A 19,998-nucleotide genomic window follows, 5' to 3' on the forward strand; every position below is an offset into this window, starting at 1 on the left:
GGACGGAGATACGTAGGGTTCAAGCCGTTCCCGGCGCCTTCTATTTCCCCACCGGCCGTGTCCGCCCCCACGAAACCGAAGGAAGCCCCCATGAAGTATCGCCTGTCCGTCCTCGGAACCGCTGCAGCCCTCACGCTCGCGCTCGCCGGCTGCTCGTCGTCGACCCCGGCCGGCGAGGGTGGGTCGTCGGAGTCCGCGGCGGCGACATCGCTGCAGGAGATCCAGGATGCGGGCGTCCTGACCGTGGGTACCGAGGGCACGTACAAGCCCTTCAGCTACCACGAGGACGGCAGTGGCGAGCTCACCGGGTACGACGTCGAGGTCATCACCGCCGTCGCGGAGAAGATGGGCGTCGAGGCCGAGTTCGAGGAGACCCAGTGGGACGCGATCTTCGCGGGCCTCGAGGCGGGCCGCTTCGACGTGATCGCCAACCAGGTCTCCATCACGGACGAACGCAAGGCCACCTACGACTTCTCCGAGCCGTACACCGTCAGCTCCGGCGTGATCGTCACCACGGCGGACAACGACGACATCACCTCGTTCGAGGACCTCTCGGGAAAGACGACGGCGCAGTCGCTGACCAGCAACTGGTACGACCTCGCCACCGAGAGCGGCGCGAACGTGGAGCCCGTCGAGGGGTGGGCGCAGTCCGTCACGCTCCTGGAGCAGGGCCGCGTGGACGCGACGATCAACGACGAGCTGACGTACCTGGACTACCAGAACACGAACAACAACGAGGGCATCAAGATCGCGGCCACCACCGAGGAGTCGTCCCAGAGCGCCGTCGCGGTGCGCAAGGGCAGCACCGAACTCGTGGACGCCATCAACACGGCCCTCGGGGAGCTGCGTGCGGACGGCACGCTCACGGAGATCTCCGAGAAGTACTTCGGCTCCGACGTCAGCGAGTGATGCCGGCGCGAGGGGCCGGGGGATCTGACTGATGGACTGGGACCTGCTGCGCACCTCCTTCTGGCCCATGCTCTCCGGCGGCCTGACGGGCACCATCCCGCTCTCCCTCGCCTCCTTCGCGATCGGCCTGGCGCTGGCGCTCGTCGTCGCGCTCATGCGGATCAGCGGCAAGGCGGTGCTCTCCGGGATCGCCCGCTTCTACGTGTCGGTGATCCGCGGCACCCCCCTGCTGGTGCAGCTGTTCGTCATCTTCTACGGCCTGCCGTCCATCGGCCTGACCATCGATCCGTGGCCGAGCGCGATCATCGCCTTCTCGCTCAACGTGGCGGGCTACGCGGCGGAGATCCTGCGGGCCGCCATCCTCTCCGTGCCGAAGGGCCAGTGGGAGGCCGGCCACACCATCGGCATGTCCCGTGCGCTCACCCTGCGCCGCGTCATCCTGCCGCAGGCCGCCCGCGTCTCCGTGCCGCCGCTCTCCAACACGTTCATCAGCCTCGTCAAGGACACGTCCCTGGCGTCGCTGATCCTCGTGACCGAGCTGTTCCGCGAGGCCCAGCAGATCGCCGCGTTCTCGCAGCAGTTCATGATGCTCTACCTCGAGGCTGCAGCCATCTACTGGGTGTTCTGCCTCGTCCTGTCCAGCGGCCAGTCCGCACTCGAGAAGAGGTTGGACCGCTATGTCGCCCACTGAGCCCCTCCTGTCCGCTACCGGCCTGCAGAAGTCGTTCGGGGACACCCGGGTGCTGAAGTCCATCGACCTGCGGATCAACAGCGGTCAGGTGGTCGCGCTCGTCGGCCCGTCCGGCTCCGGCAAGACCACCGTGCTCCGCTGCCTCAACGGTCTCGAGACGCCCGACGGCGGGACCGTCGCCTTCAGCGGTGGACCGGCCGTGGAGTTCGGCGGGAAGGTGACGAAGAAGGAGTCGCTGTCGCTCCGGGACCGCAGCGCCATGGTGTTCCAGAACTACAACCTGTTCCCGCACATGACGGTGCTCGAGAACATCATCGAGGGCCCGGTCCGGGTGCGGAAGCGGCAGCGGAAGGACGCCGTCGCCGACGCCGAGCGGCTCCTCGGGCGCGTGGGGCTCGCCGAGAAGCGGGACGACTACCCCTTCAACCTGTCCGGCGGCCAGCAGCAGCGCGTCGGGATCGTCCGCGCACTGGCCCTGCAGCCCGATCTGCTGCTGTTCGACGAGCCGACCTCGGCCCTCGACCCCGAACTCGTCGGCGAAGTGCTCACCGTCATCAAGGAGCTCGCCGAGGAGAAGTGGACCATGGTGATCGTGACCCACGAGCTGGCCTTCGCCCGCGAGGTCGCCGACGAGGTGGTCTTCATGGACGGGGGCGTCGTCGTCGAGCACGGCCACCCCGACCAGGTGCTGCGCAATCCGCGCGAGGAGCGGACACGCCGGTTCGTCCAGCGCCTGCTCAACCCCTTCTAGGCTCGCCGTTCCGGGCCGCGATGATCGGGCCGCAGTGGTCAGGCCGCGATGCGGTCCGGATGCGAGTAGCAGTTCAGGGTCGTCCCGCGGCTGAAGCCCACGAGCGTGAGTCCGGCGTCGTCGGCGAGGTCCGCGGCGAGGGACGACGGCGCGCTGACGGCGGCGAGCACGGGGATGCCTGCGAGTTGCGCCTTCTGCACGAGCTCGAAGGATGCCCGGCCCGAGACCTGCAGGATGGTACCGCGTAGAGGCAGCAGCCCTTCGCGCAGTGCCCAGCCCACCACCTTGTCGACGGCGTTGTGGCGCCCCACGTCCTCACGGAGGCAGAGGAGCTCACCCTCGGCGGTGAAGAGACCGGCGGCGTGGACGCCTCCCGTGCGGTCGAACAGCTTCTGGCTCTCCCTGAGGCGGTCGGGCAGCGAGGCCAGGATCCCGAGGTCCACCGGCGCCGGGTCGTCGTGCAGGTCGAACCGCGAGGACTTCCGCACCGCGTCGATCGACGCGGTGCCGCAGATGCCGCAGGAGCTCGAGGTGTACACGTGGCGTTCCATCGCGGTGTCGGGGAGTTCGACGCCCGGCCTGAGCTGCGCCTCCACGACGTTGAAGGTCTGCTGGCCGTTGTCGTCGACGCCGGCGCAGTACCGCAGGCTGGGCAGCTGGCCCGGCTCCCATACGATGCCCTCCGAGACGAGGAACCCGGCCACCAGGTCGAAGTCGTCCCCCGGGGTGCGCATGGTCACGGTGAAGGCGCTGCCGCCGAGGCGGATCTCCAGCGGCTCCTCCCCTGCGAGCACGTCCTCGCGGCGTCCCGTCTGTGCTCCGACGCGGAACTTGGTGATGCGGCGTCGCTGGGTGACCCGGTTCATGCTGCGCTCCTTGCCTCGGTCCTAGAACGAGGTTAGTCGACCCCGGGGGGTCCTCCGGGCCGCCGGTGCCACCACGAAGGGATGGACAGCACCGGTCAGCTCGCGGGCACCACCCAGGGCAGGGTCAGGGCAGGCACGGCGTCGCCCGCTGCGCAGCCTTCGGGCGGGATCACGAGCACGCCGTCCGCGGCGGCGAGCCCGCGCAGCATCCCGGACCGCTGGTGGGTGCTGGGGACGGCACGGCCTGCCTCGACGCGGTAGGGCACGAGCCGGCTCCTGCGGGGCAGCGGCTCGAAGGCGTCCGCGCTCGTCACGGTGCGGGGCGTCTCCAGCGGTGATCCGCGGAGCCCTGCGAGCAGCGGGGCGGCCACGGTGAGCATGGCCATCATCGCCGCCAGCGGGTTGCCCGGGAGCCCCACGAGGAAGCGGCCGTCCGGCAGCCGGGCCAGCAGCGTCGGGTGGCCCGGACGCATCGCGATGCCGTCGATGATCAACTCGGCGCCCAGTTCGGTGAGCGCCCGCCGGATGTGGTCCGCGGAGGAACTGCCCGTCCCCCCGGTGGTGATCAGCACGTCGCCGGAGGCGCGCGCGAGGGAGAACTCGTCGGTCGGTTCCGCGCTGATGGCCGCCACGACGTCGTCGAGGTCGTCCTTGGCGCGTCCGGCGACGTCGACGTGCCCGCCCAGCAGAGCCACGAATCCGGGCAACTGGGGCCCGAAGGTGTCGCGCACCTGGCCGGGGTACGGCAGTCCGTGGTCGATCACCTCGTCACCCGTCATGAGCAGGGACACCCGCGGGGCCCGGAGGACGGCGAGGGTGTCGTGCCCGCACACCGCCGCGAGGGCGATCTGCGCGGGGTTCAGGACGACGCCGGCGGGGATCGCCTCGGAGCCCTCCTCGGCCTCCTCCCCCGCCGGTCGCACGTGCTCGTGGAGCGACGGCTCGTCCGGCCGTGCGGACCCGTTGCGTTCGAGCGTGTCCCCGCGGACCGATCCGTGCTCCGTCCGGAGGATGCCGACGGCGTTCTGGGGCACCACCCCTCCCGTGAGGATGAATGTCGCCTCGCCGGGTGCGAGCAACACCTCCCCGGAGTCGGAGTGGGGCGAGGGCCTGCCCCGCAGGTGTTCCTCCTGCACGTGGCTCACGAGCGTCCAGGGCGGCTCGCCGTTGACCGCCCAGCCGTCCATCGCCGACGACGCGTAGTGCGGTATGGACTGCAGCGCGTGCACCGGTTCGGCGAGCGTCTGGCCGAGGGCATCATTCAGCGTGACGGTCTGGAACGGCAGGGGCCGCCCGGCGGTGTACGCGAGCGTGCGGGCGGTGGCCCAGTCGACGTCGCGTGCTGCTGTGGCCTCGCTCATTCCGTGACTCCTTCCGCCGCGGCCTCCGCGCAGAGCGCGTCGGCCACCGCCGTCGCGGATCGCATCGCGACCTGCTCCTCGGCCTGTCCGCTGCCGACGGCGAGCCCAGCGGCGTATCCGACGACGAAGGTGGTCAGGGGTGCGGCCGGTCGGACGACGCCGTGGGCGGCCCGGCCCGCGAGTCCGAGGACCGCGTCGATGTCCACGTCGGTCCCGTCGATCTCGAAGGCGGCGAGCAACTTCTCGGTCCAGTCGTGCAGCAGCTTCTGGCGATCGTCCATGGGCCCTCCGGGTGGTGTCAGGGGACGTCGACGCCCAGCGCTCGTGCGTCATGCCAGGTGTCGACGTCGTGCGTCGTGCCCGGTGGAACCGGGACAGGTCTGCTCCTCACAGTAGCAAGGAGGCTGTGCATCGACAGGTTGTCCGCGGATCCGCGGCTCAGCACGGCATCGACGGCGGCGGCGAGGTCCTCGGTCCGGTAGAGCGCCGCCAGCGGCTGGTGGCGGCCGCCGTCCACCGCCACGAGGGACGCGTCGGCGCCGCCCGCGGCCTCGGCCAGCAGGATCTCGAGGAGCTCGCCGACGCGTGGCATGTCGCAGGCGACGACGGCGTACCACGGCGACCGGGGTTGCGGCGAGGCCCGGAACCCGGCGACGACGGCGGCGGCAGGTCCGGCGAACGCGGGTTCCTCCCGGACGAACGACGGAGCGCCCGGGAGCGGGTGGTGCGCACCGTCGTCGGGTGCGGGTCCCACAACGGTCAGGCGCCGTGCCCGGGCGAGCGCGGCGCAGGTGCGCTCGAGCAGGGTCTCGCCGTCGAGGATCAGTCCGGCCTTCGGGACGCCTCCGAGCCGGGAGGACCGCCCCCCGGACAGGATGATCGCGTCGAAGGGCGGGATGCCCCCGCTCATGCCGCGTTCTCGGCGAGGAACTCGCTCCACTGCGGTGCGGGCTTCTCGAGCTCGCGGATCTGCCATTGGGGGCCGCGCGGCGGGAGCGGGACGATCCGCAGCTTCCAGCCCAGGCTGCTGAGCGTCTTGTCCCCCTTGGCGTTGTTGCATTTGAGGCAGCACGCCACGAGGTTCTCCCACGTGTCGGCGCCGCCCCGCGAGCGCGGCTGGACGTGGTCGATGGTCGAGGCGGTCTTCCCGCAGTAGGCACACAGGTGGTTGTCGCGGCGAAGTACCCCGCGCCGGGTGGCCGTGACGTCATACCGGTACGGGATCTTCACATACCGGTGGAGGAGGATCACCGACGGTCGGCCCAGGACTTCCGTCGGGCCGACGACGGGCTCGTCGTCCTCCGCGACGACGCTGGCCTTCCCCGTGAGGACGAGCACCAGCGCCCGGCGGAAGGTGACCACCGCCAGTGGTTCATACCCTGCGTTCAGAACAAGAGTGCGCATGAACAAAGCCTCGATGCTGACCTGTTCCCGCAACCGGTTGCCATCCCGGGGTTCGGGAGACGTGCTTCGGATTGACACTGCAAGGGTAAGCAAAACACATGCGGGCGACCAATCGGCAGAATCGGGCGTCACGTGTGGTGCGGTGCTCGATCTGCTACCCGTGAGAAGACGGAAGGACCGGCACAGCGTGCCGGTCCTTCCGTCATTCGGGCTGTCCTCGGATCAGCCGCCCACGCGGATGTACACGCCGCCGGAGCCGAGCTCCGCGGGTGCGATCACCGTGGTGTTGCCGTTGAATCCACCGTGGACGGCCTGGCCGCCACCGATGTACACGGCGATGTGGGCGGCGCCCATGCCGCCGTCGGCGTAGTAGATCAGGTCGCCCGGGATGGCCTCGCCCGCGCTGACGGTGCGGCCCAGGGAGAGATAGCCCGCCGGCCAGCCGTGGAAGTTGACGCCTGCGGCGGCGAGCGAGTTGCTGGCGAGGCGGGTGCAGTCCTGCATGACGCCGAGCTGGCCCTTGGCCGCTGCGGCGATCTTGGCGGCGAGGCCCGACGACGCGGCGGGGGCTGCCGGGGCTGCCGGGGCTGCCGGGGCTACAGGAGCGACCGGTGCCACGGCTGCTGCGGGAGCGGCCACGGGTGCGGCCGCCCTCGCTGCCACGGGAGCAGCAGCCTGGGCGATCGGCGCCTGGACCGCTGCGGCGGGTGCCGGGGCCACTGCCACGGGTGCCGGGGCTGCGGGTTCGACGACGGGCGCCGCCACGACGGGTGTCTCGGCGACGGGTGCCTCGACAGGGGCCTTGGGGGCGACGACAGGCGCCTTGGGGGCGACGACGACCTTCGCCTGGACCTTGACGGGCGTCCGGTTGAAGGAGACGACGGAGTCGACGGGTGCGACGACGGCGGGCCGCGCCGACGACACGGAGACGTTGGACGCGGCGACGTCGCGCTGCGGCTGCAGGTCGGCGGCGTTGGCGGCGACACCGCTGGTCAGGACGAGACCCGAGGCCGCGACGATGACGGCGGCCTGGCGGCCCATGCCGGTGGCGTTCGTGGTGACGGCTTTGGCGAGGTTCGAGAAGCTTGCGGTGGTCCGCACTTCTTCTCGATGGCGTGCGGAAATGGCGCGTGAAGACATGGGGGAATACTCCGGTGGTGGTGTTTAGCGGACGCGGACGAAGCTGGCGCCGGGAAGGTCGGACAGGCTGTGGAGGCCGGTGTTCATGCCGTTCAGGCCACCGCTGATGACCTGGCCGTTGCCGACGTAGATCGCGACGTGGCCGCCGGTGATGACGAGGTCGCCTGCTGCAGGGCTGCCGACGACGTCGCCGAACTGGAAGAACTGGCCGGGGGCGAGATCGCCGACGGACTTGCCGACCGAGCGCAGTGCGGTCTCGACCATGGCTGTGCAGTCCTGGGCCACGCCGATCTGGGCGTACGCAGAACCGACCAGGCCGGCCGCGACGCCGGAGGACGGGGCGGCGGGAGCGGGCTGCGGTGCGGGGGCCGGTGCGGGAGCGGCGGGCGCTGCTGCCGGCGCCACTGCGGCGGGGGCTGCTGTCGGTGCGGGGGCCGCGACCGGTGCTGCGACCGGGGCGGGGGCCGCGACGGGGGCAGGGGCTGCGATGGCAGCGGCCGGTGCTACGACGGGCACGGGGGCCGGTGCCTCGACGGGCGCTGGGGCCGGTACCTCGACGACGGGCGCGGGGGCCGGTGCCTCGACGACGGGCTCAGGGACCGGTGCCTCGACGACGGGCTCAGGGGCGGCAGTGACCTCGACGGCCACGCGGTCGAAGGGGACCGTGGCGGTGGCGGGCACGGTGACCTCGGCCGAGACGACCCGGCTGACGGTCAGCGCTGCAGAGGACTGGACTTCGCGCTCAGCGGGGGTGGCGCCGTGGGCCGGCAGGCCCGCGGTCAGGACCAGGCCCGAGGCGGCGACGATGACGGCTGCCTGGCGGCCGACGGATCCGGCGTTGGAGGTGACTGCAGTGGACAGGTTCGTCAGCGCACTGACGTTCCGGGCCGCACGGTGGCGGCCCAGTGAAGAGCTATTGGACACGTTGGATTGCCTCTCCCAACGCCTGCGAGGTGAGCTGTCGGATTCGGATGGGAGTCACCCGGCCGCTGCTGTGAGACAGCGACTTAACCCCAAGGATTTCGAGAACGAAACCCAGAAATTGGTTCCCCCGCCTCTGCCATGCGATGGTGCGGACGGACCTCGAGCAATGGCAGAGCTAGGCGATTTGCAGGAGGGTGCCGGATCTAGAGCGAATTTGGCACGAGATGAAAGCTACAACAAAAATGCTCGTTTGTCACATTACGGTCACGGAACGGTGTGTTCTTGATGACGACGGCGATTCGGAGGATGATCCTCGCGCTGCGCGCCGAGCGGGCGGGCCGGTGGCCCCGGTACTGCCTTCCGGTCGGACATGCGGGGGCCGCGGTCGCCGGGAAGGGGCTGTCGGGCTGGGACGCTGTCGGGCTGGGACGTCGCCCCAACGGGCCCTCGCCGGGCTGGAACGCTGCCCGACCACGCCGTCGTCAGGTCGCGCCTTGATCAGGCTGCGGTGTCGTCAGGGCGCGCCCTGATCAGGCTGCGGTGTCGTCAGGGCGCGCCCTGATGAGGTCACGTCATCGCGGAGTTGCGCCCGGTGGGGCTGTGGAGTCGGGAGATCGCGCCTGGTCAGGCGTCGTCGGGTCGGGCCCTGGTCAGGCCGCGACGGAGACGAACACGTGCGAGGCGACTTCGGGTGGCAGCTCGAGGGCTCCCTCGACCCCGGGGACGCGGACGGACACGTAGCCCCCGACGGACTCCAGGGCGAGCTGTGCACCGGGACGGAGGCCTCCCTCGTCGAGCTGCGTGAGGAGTTCGGGATCCACCTGGATGGGCTCGGCGAGGCGCACCAGCGTGACCTGCTCGCCGGGCGAGTAGGTGCCCATGGCGGACAGCAGGGTCACGACGCCGTCGGTGAACCGCTCCGACTCGACCCCACCGATGGCGGCGAGGCCGGGGATCGGGTTGCCGTACGGCGATTCGGAGGGCCTGCCGAGGAGTTCGTAGAGCCGCCGCTCGACGCGCTCACTCATCACGTGCTCCCAGCGACAGGCTTCGTCGTGGACGTAGGCCCAGTCGAGGCCGATGACGTCGCTGAGCAGGCGTTCCGCGAGACGGTGCTTCCGCATGACCCCGGTTGCCCTGCGGCGGCCGAGCTCCGTGAGTTCGAGGTGCCGGTCCCCGGAGACGACGACGAGCCCGTCGCGCTCCATGCGGCCGATGGTCTGGGAGACGGTCGGCCCCGAGTGGCGGAGGCGCTCGGCGATGCGTGCGCGGAGGGCGACGATGTTCTCTTCCTCGAGTTCAAGGATGGTCCGCAGGTACATCTCGGTGGTGTCGATGAGGTCCGTCATGCGGTTCTGCTCCTTGGTGCGGTGCGGGTGCGCGGCTGGAGTGCCTCACGCCGGTGAGGCAAGCCACAGCCGCCACGGCAGGCTCCGCCCCACGCTCCCCAAGGTTAACCCATGGCGCAACAGGCTCGGCAATCGGACAGGACGGCCCGGGACGGCCGCCGGAGGTATCGCCCCGGAGGTTCACAACCCGGACGTTAACAAATGGAGGCGCCCGGACCGCTGGGGCAGAATGAGGGCCGTACCCGCCGCCTACAGCTGGAGCACCCCATGAGCGACACGCCCCGCATCCCCGAACACCTCCTGCCGTCGGACGGCCGCTTCGGCGCCGGCCCGTCGAGGGTACGGGAGGGGCAGATCGACGCACTCGTGGCCGCGGGCCGGTCGCTGCTCGGCACCTCACACCGCCAGGCGCCGGTCCGGGACCTGGTGGGCCGCGTACGGACGGGACTCAGCACGTTCTTCGGTGCTCCCGACGGGTACGAGGTCGTCCTCGGCGTCGGCGGTTCCACCGCGTTCTGGGACGTGGCGACCTTCGGCCTCGTCGAGCACAAGGCCCAGCACCTCTCCTTCGGCGAGTTCGGTTCGAAGTTCGCCTCCGCGACCAGCAAGGCGCCGTTCCTCGAGACGTCCACCGTCATCACCTCCGCACCCGGGACGCGCCCCGAACCTGTCGCGGAAGCCGGTGTGGACACCTACGCCTGGCCCCAGAACGAGACCTCTACCGGTGTCGCCGCTCCGGTCCGGAGAATCAACGGCATGGACGACGGTTCGCTCGTGATCGTCGACGCCACGTCCGCGGCGGGAGGCCTCGACGTCGACGTGGCACAGGCCGACGTGTACTACTTCGCGCCGCAGAAGAACTTCGCGTCCGACGGCGGCCTGTGGCTCGGGCTCTTCTCCCCCGCCGCGCTGGAACGTGCCGCGCGCATCGACGCCGGCGACCGCTGGATCCCGGATTTCCTGAACCTGCAGACCGCCATCGACAACTCCCGCCTGAACCAGACCTACAACACGCCGGCCCTGGCCACGCTCGTCACGCTCGACGCGCAGGTGGCCTGGCTCAACGAGCAGGGCGGTTTGCCCTTCGCTGCTGCCCGCACCGCGGACTCCGCAGGGCGCCTGTACCGCTGGGCCGAGGCGTCCGACGTCGCCGGCCCGTACGTCGTGCGCCCCGAGGACCGCTCGAACGTGATCGTGACCGTGGACTTCGACGACTCGGTCGATGCGGCGCGCATCGCAGCGATCCTCCGAGCCAACGGGGTCGTCGACGTCGAGCCCTACCGCAAGCTCGGCCGCAACCAGCTCCGGATCGCCACGTTCGTGGCGATCGAGCCCGACGACGTCTCGGCGCTGATCGCCTGCATCGACCACATCGTCGAGAACCTCCTCTAGGCCCATCGCGTCGCCCTGCTCGAACGGTCGGCGGGCTGGCGGGCGGACTGCCGCACGGAGGGACGGGCCGGGCCAGCGAGCCGGCGGGCGGACTGCCGCACGGAAGGACGGGCCGGCCCAGCGAGCTGGTGGAGCGTCCGCTGTGAGTCGCCCGGACGTGGCCGTCCGGCCGGTCGTCCACACGCTCTGCTATGTGGACAACCACTCCCCCACTGGCCCTCCACATGCACGCCTCTCCCTTCGGAATAGAACATGTCTTCGATAAAATAAGGGTATGGCCATTGCACCGACCGAGCGGTCCACCGAGAGTTCGCTGGAGTCGGCGCGCACGGCCCTGATGGACTGTGCGCATGCCGTGAGCCTGGAGCACCACGCCTTGTCCAGGACCGAGGCCCTCCACCTCGTGGTCGACGTAGAACAGGTGTCCAGGATCGTCGATCACCTGCAGGTCCTCGCTGCCCGCATCGCGGAGGAACATCATCTAGCAGCCGACGAGCGCCCCGATACCGCCCTGGTGCCCGACCCAGCGCCCCGGGCGCCGACGCTCGGGGCGCTGGGTCGGGCACCTGTGCGGGCAGACAGCGCCGGCGACGGATTCAGGGACTGTGCGGAATTCCTGCGAGCCACTCTGGGCATCGGCCGGGCAGAAGCGAGGCGCCGCCTCACTCTGGCCGAGGTCGTGCTGCCCGGCCTGTCACCCACGGGTGCAACCGTTCCTGCACGCCTGGAGACACTGGGCGAAGCGGTGGGTTCCTGTGTCATCAGCGGGCGCGCGGCCACCGTCATCGCGCAGGCGTTACGGCGGGCGCACCCCTTCGCGACACCGGACCAGCGCACGTCGATGGAACAGCACCTCACACGGCAGGCGACCGAGTCCGACGAGGACGTCCTCCGTGTGCTGGCCCGCCGGTGGGAATCGGTGCTCGACCAGGACGGTCAGGAACCCACCGACAAGATCCTGCGTGCCCGACAGGGTGTCTTTCTCAAGGGTCGTCGTTCCGGGCTTCACCTCCTCGAAATCGCGGCGACCGACGAGCAGTTCGAACACCTCGCCACCGTGATGAACTCCACCACCAACCCCCGCGGAACGACGCAGCGTCCCGACGTCGCCACGGGGTCGACGGGGTCGACCGGCGGAACCGACGACACTGCCGGTCCGGCGGGCGGTCCGGCGGGCGGTCCGGGAATCGACGACGCCGAGCGTCTCGCGAGCCGCACGGCAGCTGATGCAGGCGGTCCCGCGAGAGCTGCCATGCGCGCCGATGGTCCCACGAGGGCTCAGAACCTGCTGGAGGGTCTGGTCGCGGCCTGCAGGATCGCGCTGTCCGGCAACGGCCTTCCCGCGACCGGTGGACATCGCCCGCAGGTCCTGGTGACCATCGACCACAAGGACCTCACAGGCGCGACCGACCAGGCCGGTTCGGCCGTCTTCGCCGAACAGGTCAGCGCCCGGACCATCAGGAGAGTCGCATGCGACGCCGACCTCATCCCGGTGGTCCTGGGCGGAAGCGGTCAGGTCCTGGACGTCGGACGGGCTCAGCGGCTCTTTCCGCCGCACCTCCGGCGAGCGCTGGTGGCTCGGGACAAGGGATGCGCCTTCCCCGACTGCTCGATCCCCGCGAGCTGGTGCGAAGCGCACCACCTGACTCCGTGGTCCCGCGGCGGATCGACCAGCATCGACAACGGTGTCCTGCTCTGCTCCCATCACCACCACACGATTCATCAGGGGAGCTGGACCGTCCACTCGCAGGCCGGCATCCCCTGGTTCACTCCCCCCACCCACCGAAGACGCTTCAGCGGCCCTCGCCGGAACCTCTTCTGGCAGGCAGGACCGGCTGTCGATGCGGAACTCGGGCACCGGTGGGTCGTGTCCGGTCGGCCGGATCCCGGGTGACCTGGGCGAGCGGGTCCCGGCGGTCGCCCGCAGGTTGAACCACGGTGGGGCCGCCCGGGCGCGGAACGCGTCGGACGCACCGGGGCTGGGTTCCCAGCAGCTCGCGAAAGCTCGGTGTCCGGGCTCGTCGGAGGGCCTATACCCAGCAGCCTGGAAGGGATCCGGTGCCAACCAGCTCGTCGGAGGCACTACGGCGCGCTGTCGTCCGCCCCCGCCTCGTGATCGAGACGCAGGCGGCGGGGCGCCGATCGGTCGTAGCGCAGCCGCACCTCGTGGTAGCGCCACGCCCAGAAGATGCCGACCGCGGCCGCGATGAGCCCGGACGCCGCAGCAACTCCGAGGCTCCACCGCGGACCGAAGGCATCGGAGACCCAGCCCACCACCGGCGCCCCCAACGGCGTCCCGCCCAGGAAGATGGCGAAGTACAGGGCCATGACGCGGCCACGCATCGCGGGATCGGTCGTCGTCTGGACATAGGCGTTGGCACTCGTCATCAATGTCAGGGCGAAGAGGCCCACCGGGACGAGGGACAGCCCGAACAGCCACAGGTTCGGAGCGAGAGCCGCGAGGATGCATGCAAGACCGAACGCCGCCGACGCCCCGAAGACGAAACGCAGGCGCGGACGGTCCCGCCGGGCGGACAGCAGCGCCCCGGCAACCGATCCGACGGCCATGACGGACGACAGGACACCGAAGACACCGGCGTCCTGCCCGAACTCGGTACGGGCCATGGCGGCGATGAACACGGCGAAGTTCAGGCCGAAGGTGCCGACGATGAAGATCGCGAGCATCACCACCATGAGGTCCGGCCGGAGGCGGACGTAGCGGAATCCGGCGCGGATGCGGCCCTTGCCCGGCCCCTGCCGGGGTTGCTTGTTCAACTCGGAACTGCGCATCACGAGCAGCACGTAGACCATCGCACCGAACGTCAGGGCGTTGATCATGAAGACCCAGCCCGGGCCGACCCCTGCCGTCAGGAGGCCGGCGGCGGCGGGGCCGATCAGGCGTGCACCGTTGAAGGACGCGCTGTTCAGGGCCACGGCATTGGGCAGGTAGTCGTCGCGCACGAGCTCGGACACGAAGGCCTGCCGTGCAGGGGCGTCGAAGGCCGAGACGATGCCGAGCGCCAGGGCGAACGCATAGACGTGCCACAGGACGGCGACGTCGAGGAGGACCATCAGACCGAGGCCGACACCGAGGAGCGCCATGGCCACCTGGGTGACGGCGAGCAGGCGACGCCGGTCGACCGTATCCGCGATCAGCCCCGCCCACGGTGCGATGACGAGTTGTGGCCCGAGCTGGAGGGCCATGACGACGCCGAGGGCCGATGCGCTCTGCGGCGTGAGGATGTCGTAGACCAGCCAGTCCTGGGCGGTCCGCTGCATCCAGGTACCGATATTGGAGATCAGGGCGCCGATGAACCAGAGCCTGTAGTTGTGGATGCCGAGCGATCGGAAGGTGCTCATGCCTGTCCCGTCCCGCTACGGCGCCCCGGTGCGATCACCCGGCGTCGGTGGCTTCCGCGGTGTCGTCGGTGGCTTCCTGCCCGCCGGAGTCAGCAGCAGCTGCCGCCCGGCCGTCGCGTGCGTCCACCGTAGGGGCGGAGGTCGCCGGCTCGTCCGCCGGGGAAGCCGCAGGTACTGCCTGGTCATCGGGTGCGTCCGCCGGGGAAGCCGCGGTCGCCGGCTCGTCCGCCGGGGAAGCCGCAGGTACTGCCTGGTCATCGGGTGCGTCCGCCGGGGAAGCCGCAGGTACTGCCTGGTCATCGGGTGCGTCCGCCGGGGAGGCCGCGGTCGCCGGCTCGTCCGCCGGGGAGTCCTCGGGGCGCACCCGCTCGGACCACGGCAGCCACTCGGGTGCGAGGAGCGACGTCGATGAGGGCAGCAGTCCGACCTCGCAGACCGTCACGTCCTTGCTGCGCGCCACGCGGGCGACGCTGGCGTACCAGTGCCATCCCCCGTACCCGGGCACGAACGCCTCGAACCGGTGCGTGACGAGGCGTTCGCCCTCGACGACGGCGGAGACGTGGCTGCCCACCTGAGCCTCCGGGGCGACTTCGAGAATCCCGAGCCGGGCGCGGTCCACCGCTGCTTCGAGCACGACGTCGGATTTGGGGATGCGGCGCGACGCCCGCGGCTTCCGCGCGGTCCCGGCCGGCGCGGCATCGGCCCCTGCGGACGTGGTTGCTGCATCGATGGGAGCAGCGGCGTCGGCGGTCTCCAGGTTGCTCGAGGTCATGGTCGAAGCCTACGCGTCGAGGTCGTCGGCCACGGCCCGCAGGACGGCGGCGACCTTGGAGGCATGCGCCTTCTCGGGGTAGCGGCCCTTGCGGAGGCCGTTGGACACCCCGTCGAGGAGCTTGATGAGGTCCTCGGTGATGACCGCCATGTCATCGGCGCTCTTGCGCGTGGCCTTGACCACCGAGGGTGCCTGCTCGAGGATGCGGGCGGACAGCGCCTGGGGTCCGCGCCGCCCGTCGGCCACGCCGAACTCCAGTCTGGTGCCGACCTTCACCTCGCTCACGCCGGCGGGGAGCGCCGAGGCGTGCAGGAACACCTCCTTGCCCTCGTCGGTGGACAGGAAGCCGAAACCCTTGTCCGCGTCGAACCACTTCACTTTGCCGATGGGCACGTCGTCTACCTCTTCTTTGCTGTACCGGGCGGCGAGCGCCTGCGGTCCTGGCCCCGATCCGTGGGCACCGCCCGGTGGCCGGGCTCACCGCCGCTCCATACGACCGGGGAAGTCTGTACCCCCTAGGATATAGCGTCCGCCGCGGCCATCGGTGTCTTGGTTCTTGTAGTCTGGGACGGCTATGACCCCCGACGAACCGGCACCGGTACCCTCCCCCGACCACCTCCAGCGGGAGACCGCCGCCGCCGACGCACCGGACGGCACGTCCCGCAGGCGGTCGGTGGTCCTGGTCCTCGCGGTCGTCTTCGCCGCACTCGGGCTGCTGTCGCTCACAGCGATCCTCGCCACCGCGTTCCTCCAGGGGACCGTGTGGCCCGGCTTCGTGCTGGCCACCTACTTCTGCCTGCCGATCGCCTTCCTCCTGATGGTGGTCCTCGTCGTCTGGTCCGCCGTCTCGCGCCGGAGATCCTGACTCCGCACCGCCCGTCGAGGAGGATGTCGGTCGCCCGGGCTCCCCCTCCCGTGTCGGCGGTGGCGGGTACCCTTGGAGGAATGTCCGCCATCCGAGCACTGGCCGAACACCTGGCCCGCAGGAGCGACGACGACCTGCGCGGCCTGCTCTCCGTCCGGCCCGACCTCATCCTGCCCCCGGTGCCCGACTTCGCCGCGCTCGCGGCCCGGGCCTCCACGCGCGTCAGCCTGCAGCGTGCCCTCGAGAACGTCCCCCGCCCCCACCTGCAGGTGCTCGAGGCGCTCGTCGTCCTCACCGACGACGGCGGCGGTCCTGTCCCGCTCTCGCGTCTCACTGCGGCGTTCACGCACCCGGACGCCGAGGCCCTCGACGCCGTCCTCACCGATCTCGCGGCACGCGCGCTGATCGTGGGGTCCGCGCCGGAGGGTTTCCTGCCGGTCGGCGCCCTGTCCGACGCCGTCGGCCCCTACCCCGCGGGCCTCGGCAGGCCCTTCCGCGCCCTCGCCCGGTCCATCCCGCGTTTCGGGCCCGCGCTGATCCAGGCGGTCCCGCTCCTCGATCCCGCGGCCGGCGACGACCCGATGACGAGCACGTCCGCCGCCCAGTACCTCTCCGATCTGACGGCGGATCCGGCGGAATGGGACCGCGTCCTGACCGGTGCCCCCGAGGCCGCGGTGGCACTCCTGTCCCGGCTACGGGACACCCCGGTCGGCTCGACGGCGGCGGGAGGCGACGGCGCCACCCCGCCTGCCGTGCGCTGGCTGCAGGACCGGTGCCTGCTCGCTCCGCTGGACGCCCTGCACGTGGAACTTCCCCGCGGCGTCGGGACCGCGCTCCGCGGGCATGCCGTCTTCACGGCCCTCGAGGTGACGCCGCCCACCGCGCCGGGGAGGACGACCCGAACCAGCCTGCGGGACAACGCGGCATTCGGCGCCATCGCGGAGACCCTCCGGCTCATGACCGCCCTCCTCGGCTCCGTCGCGGCCACGCCCGTCACGACGCTCCGGTCCGGCGGTGTGGGGGTGCGCGAGCTCAGGCGGGTCCGCGAGGCACTGCGCAGCGACGACGGCGCGACCGCGTGGCTGCTGGAACTCGCGGCCGCCGTCGGACTCATCACCCTCGATCCGGACGATTCGCGCTGGAAGACCTCACGCCTCGACGCCTGGGACGCCCTCGACCGGGACGCCCAGTGGCTCCTCCTCGTCGAGGGGTGGCTGGCCGTGGACCGGGCACCGGCACTGGTCGGGTCCCGGCTGCCGGACGGGACCGCGATCAACGCCCTCGCCGCCGAGGCATCCCGACCCGATGCCCCGATGGTGCGCCAACGCCTCCTGGCCGTCGCCGTGGAGCTCTCCGATGCCGCTGCAGACCCGGCCGGGACAGCCTCCGGGACGACGGCATCACCCGTCCTCGCCGAGGAGTCCGTCGTCGGTCTCGCGTCCTGGCACCAGCCTCGCCTCCAGCGCCGTTTCGCCCGCCTGCTGCCCGGTATGCTCACCGAGGCAGCGTCCCTCGGACTGACCGGCGGCGGGGCACTGACCGGGGCCGGACGACTGGTCGCCGAGGGCCGCTTCGAGGACGCCGCAGACGCGATCCGCGAGGCCCTGCCGGACGCGGTCTCCCAGGTGGTGCTGCAGGCGGACCTCACCGCCGTCGCACCCGGGTACCTCCAGCCGGAGGTCGCCCGCGGGCTGCTGCGCATGGCCACGCCCGAGGGACAGGGCCCGGCCACCACCTACCGTTTCTCCGCGGACTCGATCCGCACCGCGCTCGACGCCGGCGAGGACGCCCCGTCCATCCTCGCCTTCCTGCGCTCCTCCTCCGTCACCGAGATCCCGCAGGCCCTCGCCTATCTGGTGGAGGACACCGCATCCCGCTACGGCACCCTCCGCGTGGGCCGCGCCGGGAGCTACCTCCGCACGGAGGACGACGCCGTCACCGCCGCGGTCCTGGCCGACCCCCGGGCCGCTGTGCTCGGCGTCGTCCAGATCGCGCCGACGGTCCTGGTCTCGCCGGCCTCAGCGCCGGAGCTCACCGCGCTGCTGCGGGACCTCGGGTTCTCGCCGGCGTCGGACGCCGTCGCCGCTGTCGCCCCCTCCCCTGCCGGCGGGGAGCCCGCCGCGCCCGCCCGTGTGCCCCCCGACCAGCTCCGGTCCCGGCTCAACCCGTGGTCGGTGGCCGAGGAGGAGATCGCCGCGCAACTCGTCGCACTGCGCTCGGCGAAGCCGGTCCCGCCCGACCCTGCCGGCGGTTCCGACAGCGATACGCTCCTCGGGCTGGAGACACTGCGCACGGCCATCCGGTCCCGTAGCCGCATCCGTCTCGGCACCGCGGACAGCGAGGGGAATCACGTGCGTCAGGTCCTTGTTCCTCTCTCGGTGTCGGGCGGCCGCCTGCGTGTGGTCGATCCCGAGACGCAGGTGGAGAAAGTAGTGTCCGTGCATCGCGTGATGGACGTCGAGATCCTCGAAGGGAGCACCGCAGATGGCTGACGGGCCGCTGATCGTCCAGAGCGACAAGACCATCCTGCTCGAGGTGGATCATCCCCAGGCCACCGAGGCACGGCACGCGATCGCCGCCTTCGCCGAACTCGAACGCGCCCCCGAGCACGTGCACAGCTACCGGCTCACCCCGCTGGGACTCTGGAACGCGCGTGCGGCAGGGCTCGACGCCGAACGCGTCCTCGACACGCTCCTGACCTACTCGCGCTTCCCGGTGCCGCATGCCCTGCTCATCGACATCGAGGACACCATGTCCCGCTACGGTCGCCTCCGCCTGGAGAAGGACCCGCAGCACGGTCTGGTCCTGCGCACCACGGACTACCCCGTCCTCGAGGAGGTCCTGCACGCCAAGAAGATCCAGCCGCTGCTCGGGCCGAGGATCGACGGCGAGACCGTCGTCGTCCACTCCTCCCAGCGTGGCCAGCTCAAGCAGCTGCTGCTCAAGCTCGGGTGGCCCGCCGAGGACCTCGCGGGCTATGTGGACGGCACGCCGCACCCGATCGTGCTCGACGAGGACGGCTGGACGCTCCGGCCGTACCAGCAGCTCGCCGTCGAGAACTTCTGGGCGGGCGGCTCGGGCGTCGTCGTCCTGCCCTGTGGCGCGGGGAAGACCCTCGTGGGAGCCGCCGCGATGGCCACGAGCCAGACCACCACCCTGATCCTCGTCACCAACACCGTGTCGGCCCGGCAGTGGAAGGACGAACTGCTCAAGCGCACCTCGCTCACCGAGGAGGAGATCGGGGAGTACTCCGGCGCCGTGAAACAGGTACGGCCCGTGACGATCGCGACGTACCAGGTCCTCACCACGAAGCGCGGCGGACTGTATCCGCACCTCGAGCTGCTCGACGCGAACGACTGGGGCCTCATCGTGTACGACGAGGTCCATCTCCTCCCGGCCCCCATCTTCAAGATGACCGCGGACCTCCAGGCACGCCGCCGGCTGGGCCTGACGGCGACCCTCGTCCGTGAGGACGGCCGCGAGGGCGAGGTGTTCTCGCTGATCGGCCCCAAGCGGTACGACGCCCCGTGGAAGGACATCGAGGCGCAGGGCTACATCGCCCCGGCCGACTGCGTCGAGGTGCGCGTCGACCTGCCGCGCGACGAGCGGGTGGCCTATGCCATGGCCGAGGACGCCGACAAGTACCGACTCTGCTCGACGTCGGACACGAAGTCGGACGTCGTGGAGAAGCTGGTCGCGGTGCACAGGGACGAACAGCTCCTCGTGATCGGCCAGTACATCGACCAGCTGGACGATCTCGCGGCACGGCTCGACGCTCCGGTGATCAAGGGCGAGACGACCGTGAAGGAACGGCAGCGGCTCTTCGACGCCTTCCGAGCGGGCGAGGTCCACGTCCTCGTGGTCTCCAAGGTCGCGAACTTCTCCATCGACCTGCCCGAGGCGTCGGTGGCCATCCAGGTCTCGGGCTCGTTCGGGTCACGGCAGGAGGAAGCACAGCGGCTCGGCCGACTGCTGCGGCCCAAGGCCGACGGACGTGCCGCCCGCTTCTACTCCGTCGTCGCCCGGGACACGCTCGACCAGGACTTCGCGGCGAAGCGGCAGCGTTTCCTGGCAGAGCAGGGCTACGCGTACCGCATCCTCGACGCCGCATCGATCGGCGGCGAACCGCTCGGGAGCGCATCGACAGGAGATGCGCCGACCGGAGGCCCGACGGCCGATGACGCGCCGGCGGAGGACACGTAGCCCAGAGACCA

At 70.9% G+C, this 19,998-nt stretch carries 19 protein-coding genes and 1 riboswitch; of the genes, 8 read left to right on the top strand and 11 right to left on the bottom strand.

Annotated elements, in window-relative coordinates:
* The first annotated feature begins 90 nt into the window (after positions 1-90).
* From CXQ97_RS11470 to CXQ97_RS11480, 3 genes are read left to right on the top strand one after another with little or no spacing between them, the layout of a single operon-like run.
* A complete protein-coding gene (locus CXQ97_RS11470; protein WP_104180996.1) occupies positions 91-909 on the top strand; it encodes an amino acid ABC transporter substrate-binding protein in 819 nt (272 codons plus the stop codon).
* 31 nt (positions 910-940) lie between these two features.
* Positions 941-1,600 carry an amino acid ABC transporter permease gene (locus CXQ97_RS11475; protein WP_104180997.1) on the top strand — a complete coding sequence of 220 codons (660 nt, stop codon included), beginning with the start codon at positions 941-943 and terminating at the stop codon, positions 1,598-1,600.
* A complete protein-coding gene (locus tag CXQ97_RS11480) occupies positions 1,587-2,351 on the top strand; it encodes an amino acid ABC transporter ATP-binding protein (RefSeq protein WP_104180998.1) in 765 nt (254 codons plus the stop codon). The genes CXQ97_RS11475 and CXQ97_RS11480 overlap by 14 nt, the downstream gene beginning before the upstream one ends.
* A gap of 38 nt (positions 2,352-2,389) precedes the next feature.
* Here the strand turns inward: CXQ97_RS11480 and fdhD are convergent, their stop codons facing one another.
* The 8 genes from fdhD to CXQ97_RS11520 form a co-directional block, all read right to left on the bottom strand.
* Entirely contained in the window at positions 2,390-3,217 is an 828-nt protein-coding gene (gene fdhD / locus CXQ97_RS11485) for a formate dehydrogenase accessory sulfurtransferase FdhD (RefSeq protein ID WP_104180999.1), read from the bottom strand.
* A gap of 95 nt (positions 3,218-3,312) precedes the next feature.
* Positions 3,313-4,578 carry a molybdopterin molybdotransferase MoeA gene (locus CXQ97_RS11490; RefSeq protein WP_104181000.1) on the bottom strand — a complete coding sequence of 422 codons (1,266 nt, stop codon included), beginning with the start codon at positions 4,576-4,578 and terminating at the stop codon, positions 3,313-3,315.
* Positions 4,575-4,859 (bottom strand): DUF6457 domain-containing protein, encoded by a 285-nt coding sequence (locus tag CXQ97_RS11495; RefSeq protein WP_104181001.1) that lies wholly within the window; start codon positions 4,857-4,859, stop codon positions 4,575-4,577. The genes CXQ97_RS11490 and CXQ97_RS11495 overlap by 4 nt, the downstream gene beginning before the upstream one ends.
* Positions 4,860-4,876: 17 nt before the next feature.
* Complete coding sequence (locus CXQ97_RS11500) at positions 4,877-5,488, bottom strand: molybdenum cofactor guanylyltransferase (protein ID WP_104181002.1); 612 nt, start codon at positions 5,486-5,488, stop codon at positions 4,877-4,879.
* The gene (locus tag CXQ97_RS11505) at positions 5,485-5,982 is read right to left on the bottom strand and encodes an HNH endonuclease (protein ID WP_104181058.1); all 498 of its coding nucleotides are present in this window, start codon (positions 5,980-5,982) and stop codon (positions 5,485-5,487) included. The genes CXQ97_RS11500 and CXQ97_RS11505 overlap by 4 nt, the downstream gene beginning before the upstream one ends.
* A gap of 222 nt (positions 5,983-6,204) precedes the next feature.
* Positions 6,205-7,122, bottom strand: coding sequence for an NlpC/P60 family protein (locus tag CXQ97_RS11510; protein ID WP_104181003.1), 918 nt, complete (start codon positions 7,120-7,122; stop codon positions 6,205-6,207).
* A gap of 24 nt (positions 7,123-7,146) precedes the next feature.
* A complete protein-coding gene (locus CXQ97_RS11515; RefSeq protein WP_104181004.1) occupies positions 7,147-8,046 on the bottom strand; it encodes an NlpC/P60 family protein in 900 nt (299 codons plus the stop codon).
* Positions 8,047-8,051: 5 nt separating this feature from the next.
* Positions 8,052-8,238: riboswitch (cyclic di-AMP (ydaO/yuaA leader) on the bottom strand.
* A 458-nt stretch (positions 8,239-8,696) separates the two neighbouring features.
* The gene (locus tag CXQ97_RS11520; protein ID WP_104181005.1) at positions 8,697-9,395 is read right to left on the bottom strand and encodes a metal-dependent transcriptional regulator; all 699 of its coding nucleotides are present in this window, start codon (positions 9,393-9,395) and stop codon (positions 8,697-8,699) included.
* Between the two features lie 267 nt (positions 9,396-9,662).
* Here CXQ97_RS11520 and serC point away from each other — a divergent pair, with 267 nt between their 5' ends.
* A complete protein-coding gene (gene serC / locus CXQ97_RS11525) occupies positions 9,663-10,787 on the top strand; it encodes a phosphoserine transaminase (RefSeq protein ID WP_104181006.1) in 1,125 nt (374 codons plus the stop codon).
* Between the two features lie 274 nt (positions 10,788-11,061).
* Positions 11,062-12,681 (top strand): HNH endonuclease signature motif containing protein, encoded by a 1,620-nt coding sequence (locus CXQ97_RS11530; RefSeq protein WP_258062508.1) that lies wholly within the window; start codon positions 11,062-11,064, stop codon positions 12,679-12,681.
* A gap of 188 nt (positions 12,682-12,869) precedes the next feature.
* On the opposite strand, the gene CXQ97_RS11535 is transcribed toward CXQ97_RS11530, so the two are convergent.
* The 3 genes from CXQ97_RS11535 to CXQ97_RS11545 are packed head-to-tail and all read right to left on the bottom strand — an operon-like array spanning position 12,870 to position 15,312.
* The gene (locus tag CXQ97_RS11535) at positions 12,870-14,147 is read right to left on the bottom strand and encodes an MFS transporter (protein ID WP_104181007.1); all 1,278 of its coding nucleotides are present in this window, start codon (positions 14,145-14,147) and stop codon (positions 12,870-12,872) included.
* 34 nt (positions 14,148-14,181) lie between these two features.
* Positions 14,182-14,919 carry a DUF3027 domain-containing protein gene (locus CXQ97_RS11540; RefSeq protein ID WP_104181008.1) on the bottom strand — a complete coding sequence of 246 codons (738 nt, stop codon included), beginning with the start codon at positions 14,917-14,919 and terminating at the stop codon, positions 14,182-14,184.
* A 9-nt stretch (positions 14,920-14,928) separates the two neighbouring features.
* Positions 14,929-15,312, bottom strand: a complete 384-nt coding sequence (locus CXQ97_RS11545; protein WP_104181009.1) for a cold-shock protein — start codon at positions 15,310-15,312, stop codon at positions 14,929-14,931.
* A gap of 181 nt (positions 15,313-15,493) precedes the next feature.
* On the opposite strand from CXQ97_RS11545, the gene CXQ97_RS11550 reads away from it, so the two are divergent.
* From CXQ97_RS11550 to CXQ97_RS11560, 3 genes are all read left to right on the top strand, one after another.
* Positions 15,494-15,784 carry a hypothetical protein gene (locus tag CXQ97_RS11550; RefSeq protein WP_104181010.1) on the top strand — a complete coding sequence of 97 codons (291 nt, stop codon included), beginning with the start codon at positions 15,494-15,496 and terminating at the stop codon, positions 15,782-15,784.
* 80 nt (positions 15,785-15,864) lie between these two features.
* Positions 15,865-18,276 carry a helicase-associated domain-containing protein gene (locus CXQ97_RS11555; RefSeq protein ID WP_104181011.1) on the top strand — a complete coding sequence of 804 codons (2,412 nt, stop codon included), beginning with the start codon at positions 15,865-15,867 and terminating at the stop codon, positions 18,274-18,276.
* Positions 18,269-19,987 carry a DNA repair helicase XPB gene (locus tag CXQ97_RS11560; protein WP_258062510.1) on the top strand — a complete coding sequence of 573 codons (1,719 nt, stop codon included), beginning with the start codon at positions 18,269-18,271 and terminating at the stop codon, positions 19,985-19,987. Before CXQ97_RS11555 ends, CXQ97_RS11560 begins: the two co-directional genes overlap by 8 nt.
* Positions 19,988-19,998 lie beyond the last annotated feature (11 nt).

This window comes from Arthrobacter sp. B0490 (genome assembly GCF_002929355.1).
In the GTDB taxonomy this organism is placed as follows: Bacteria; Actinomycetota; Actinomycetes; order Actinomycetales; family Micrococcaceae; genus Arthrobacter_D.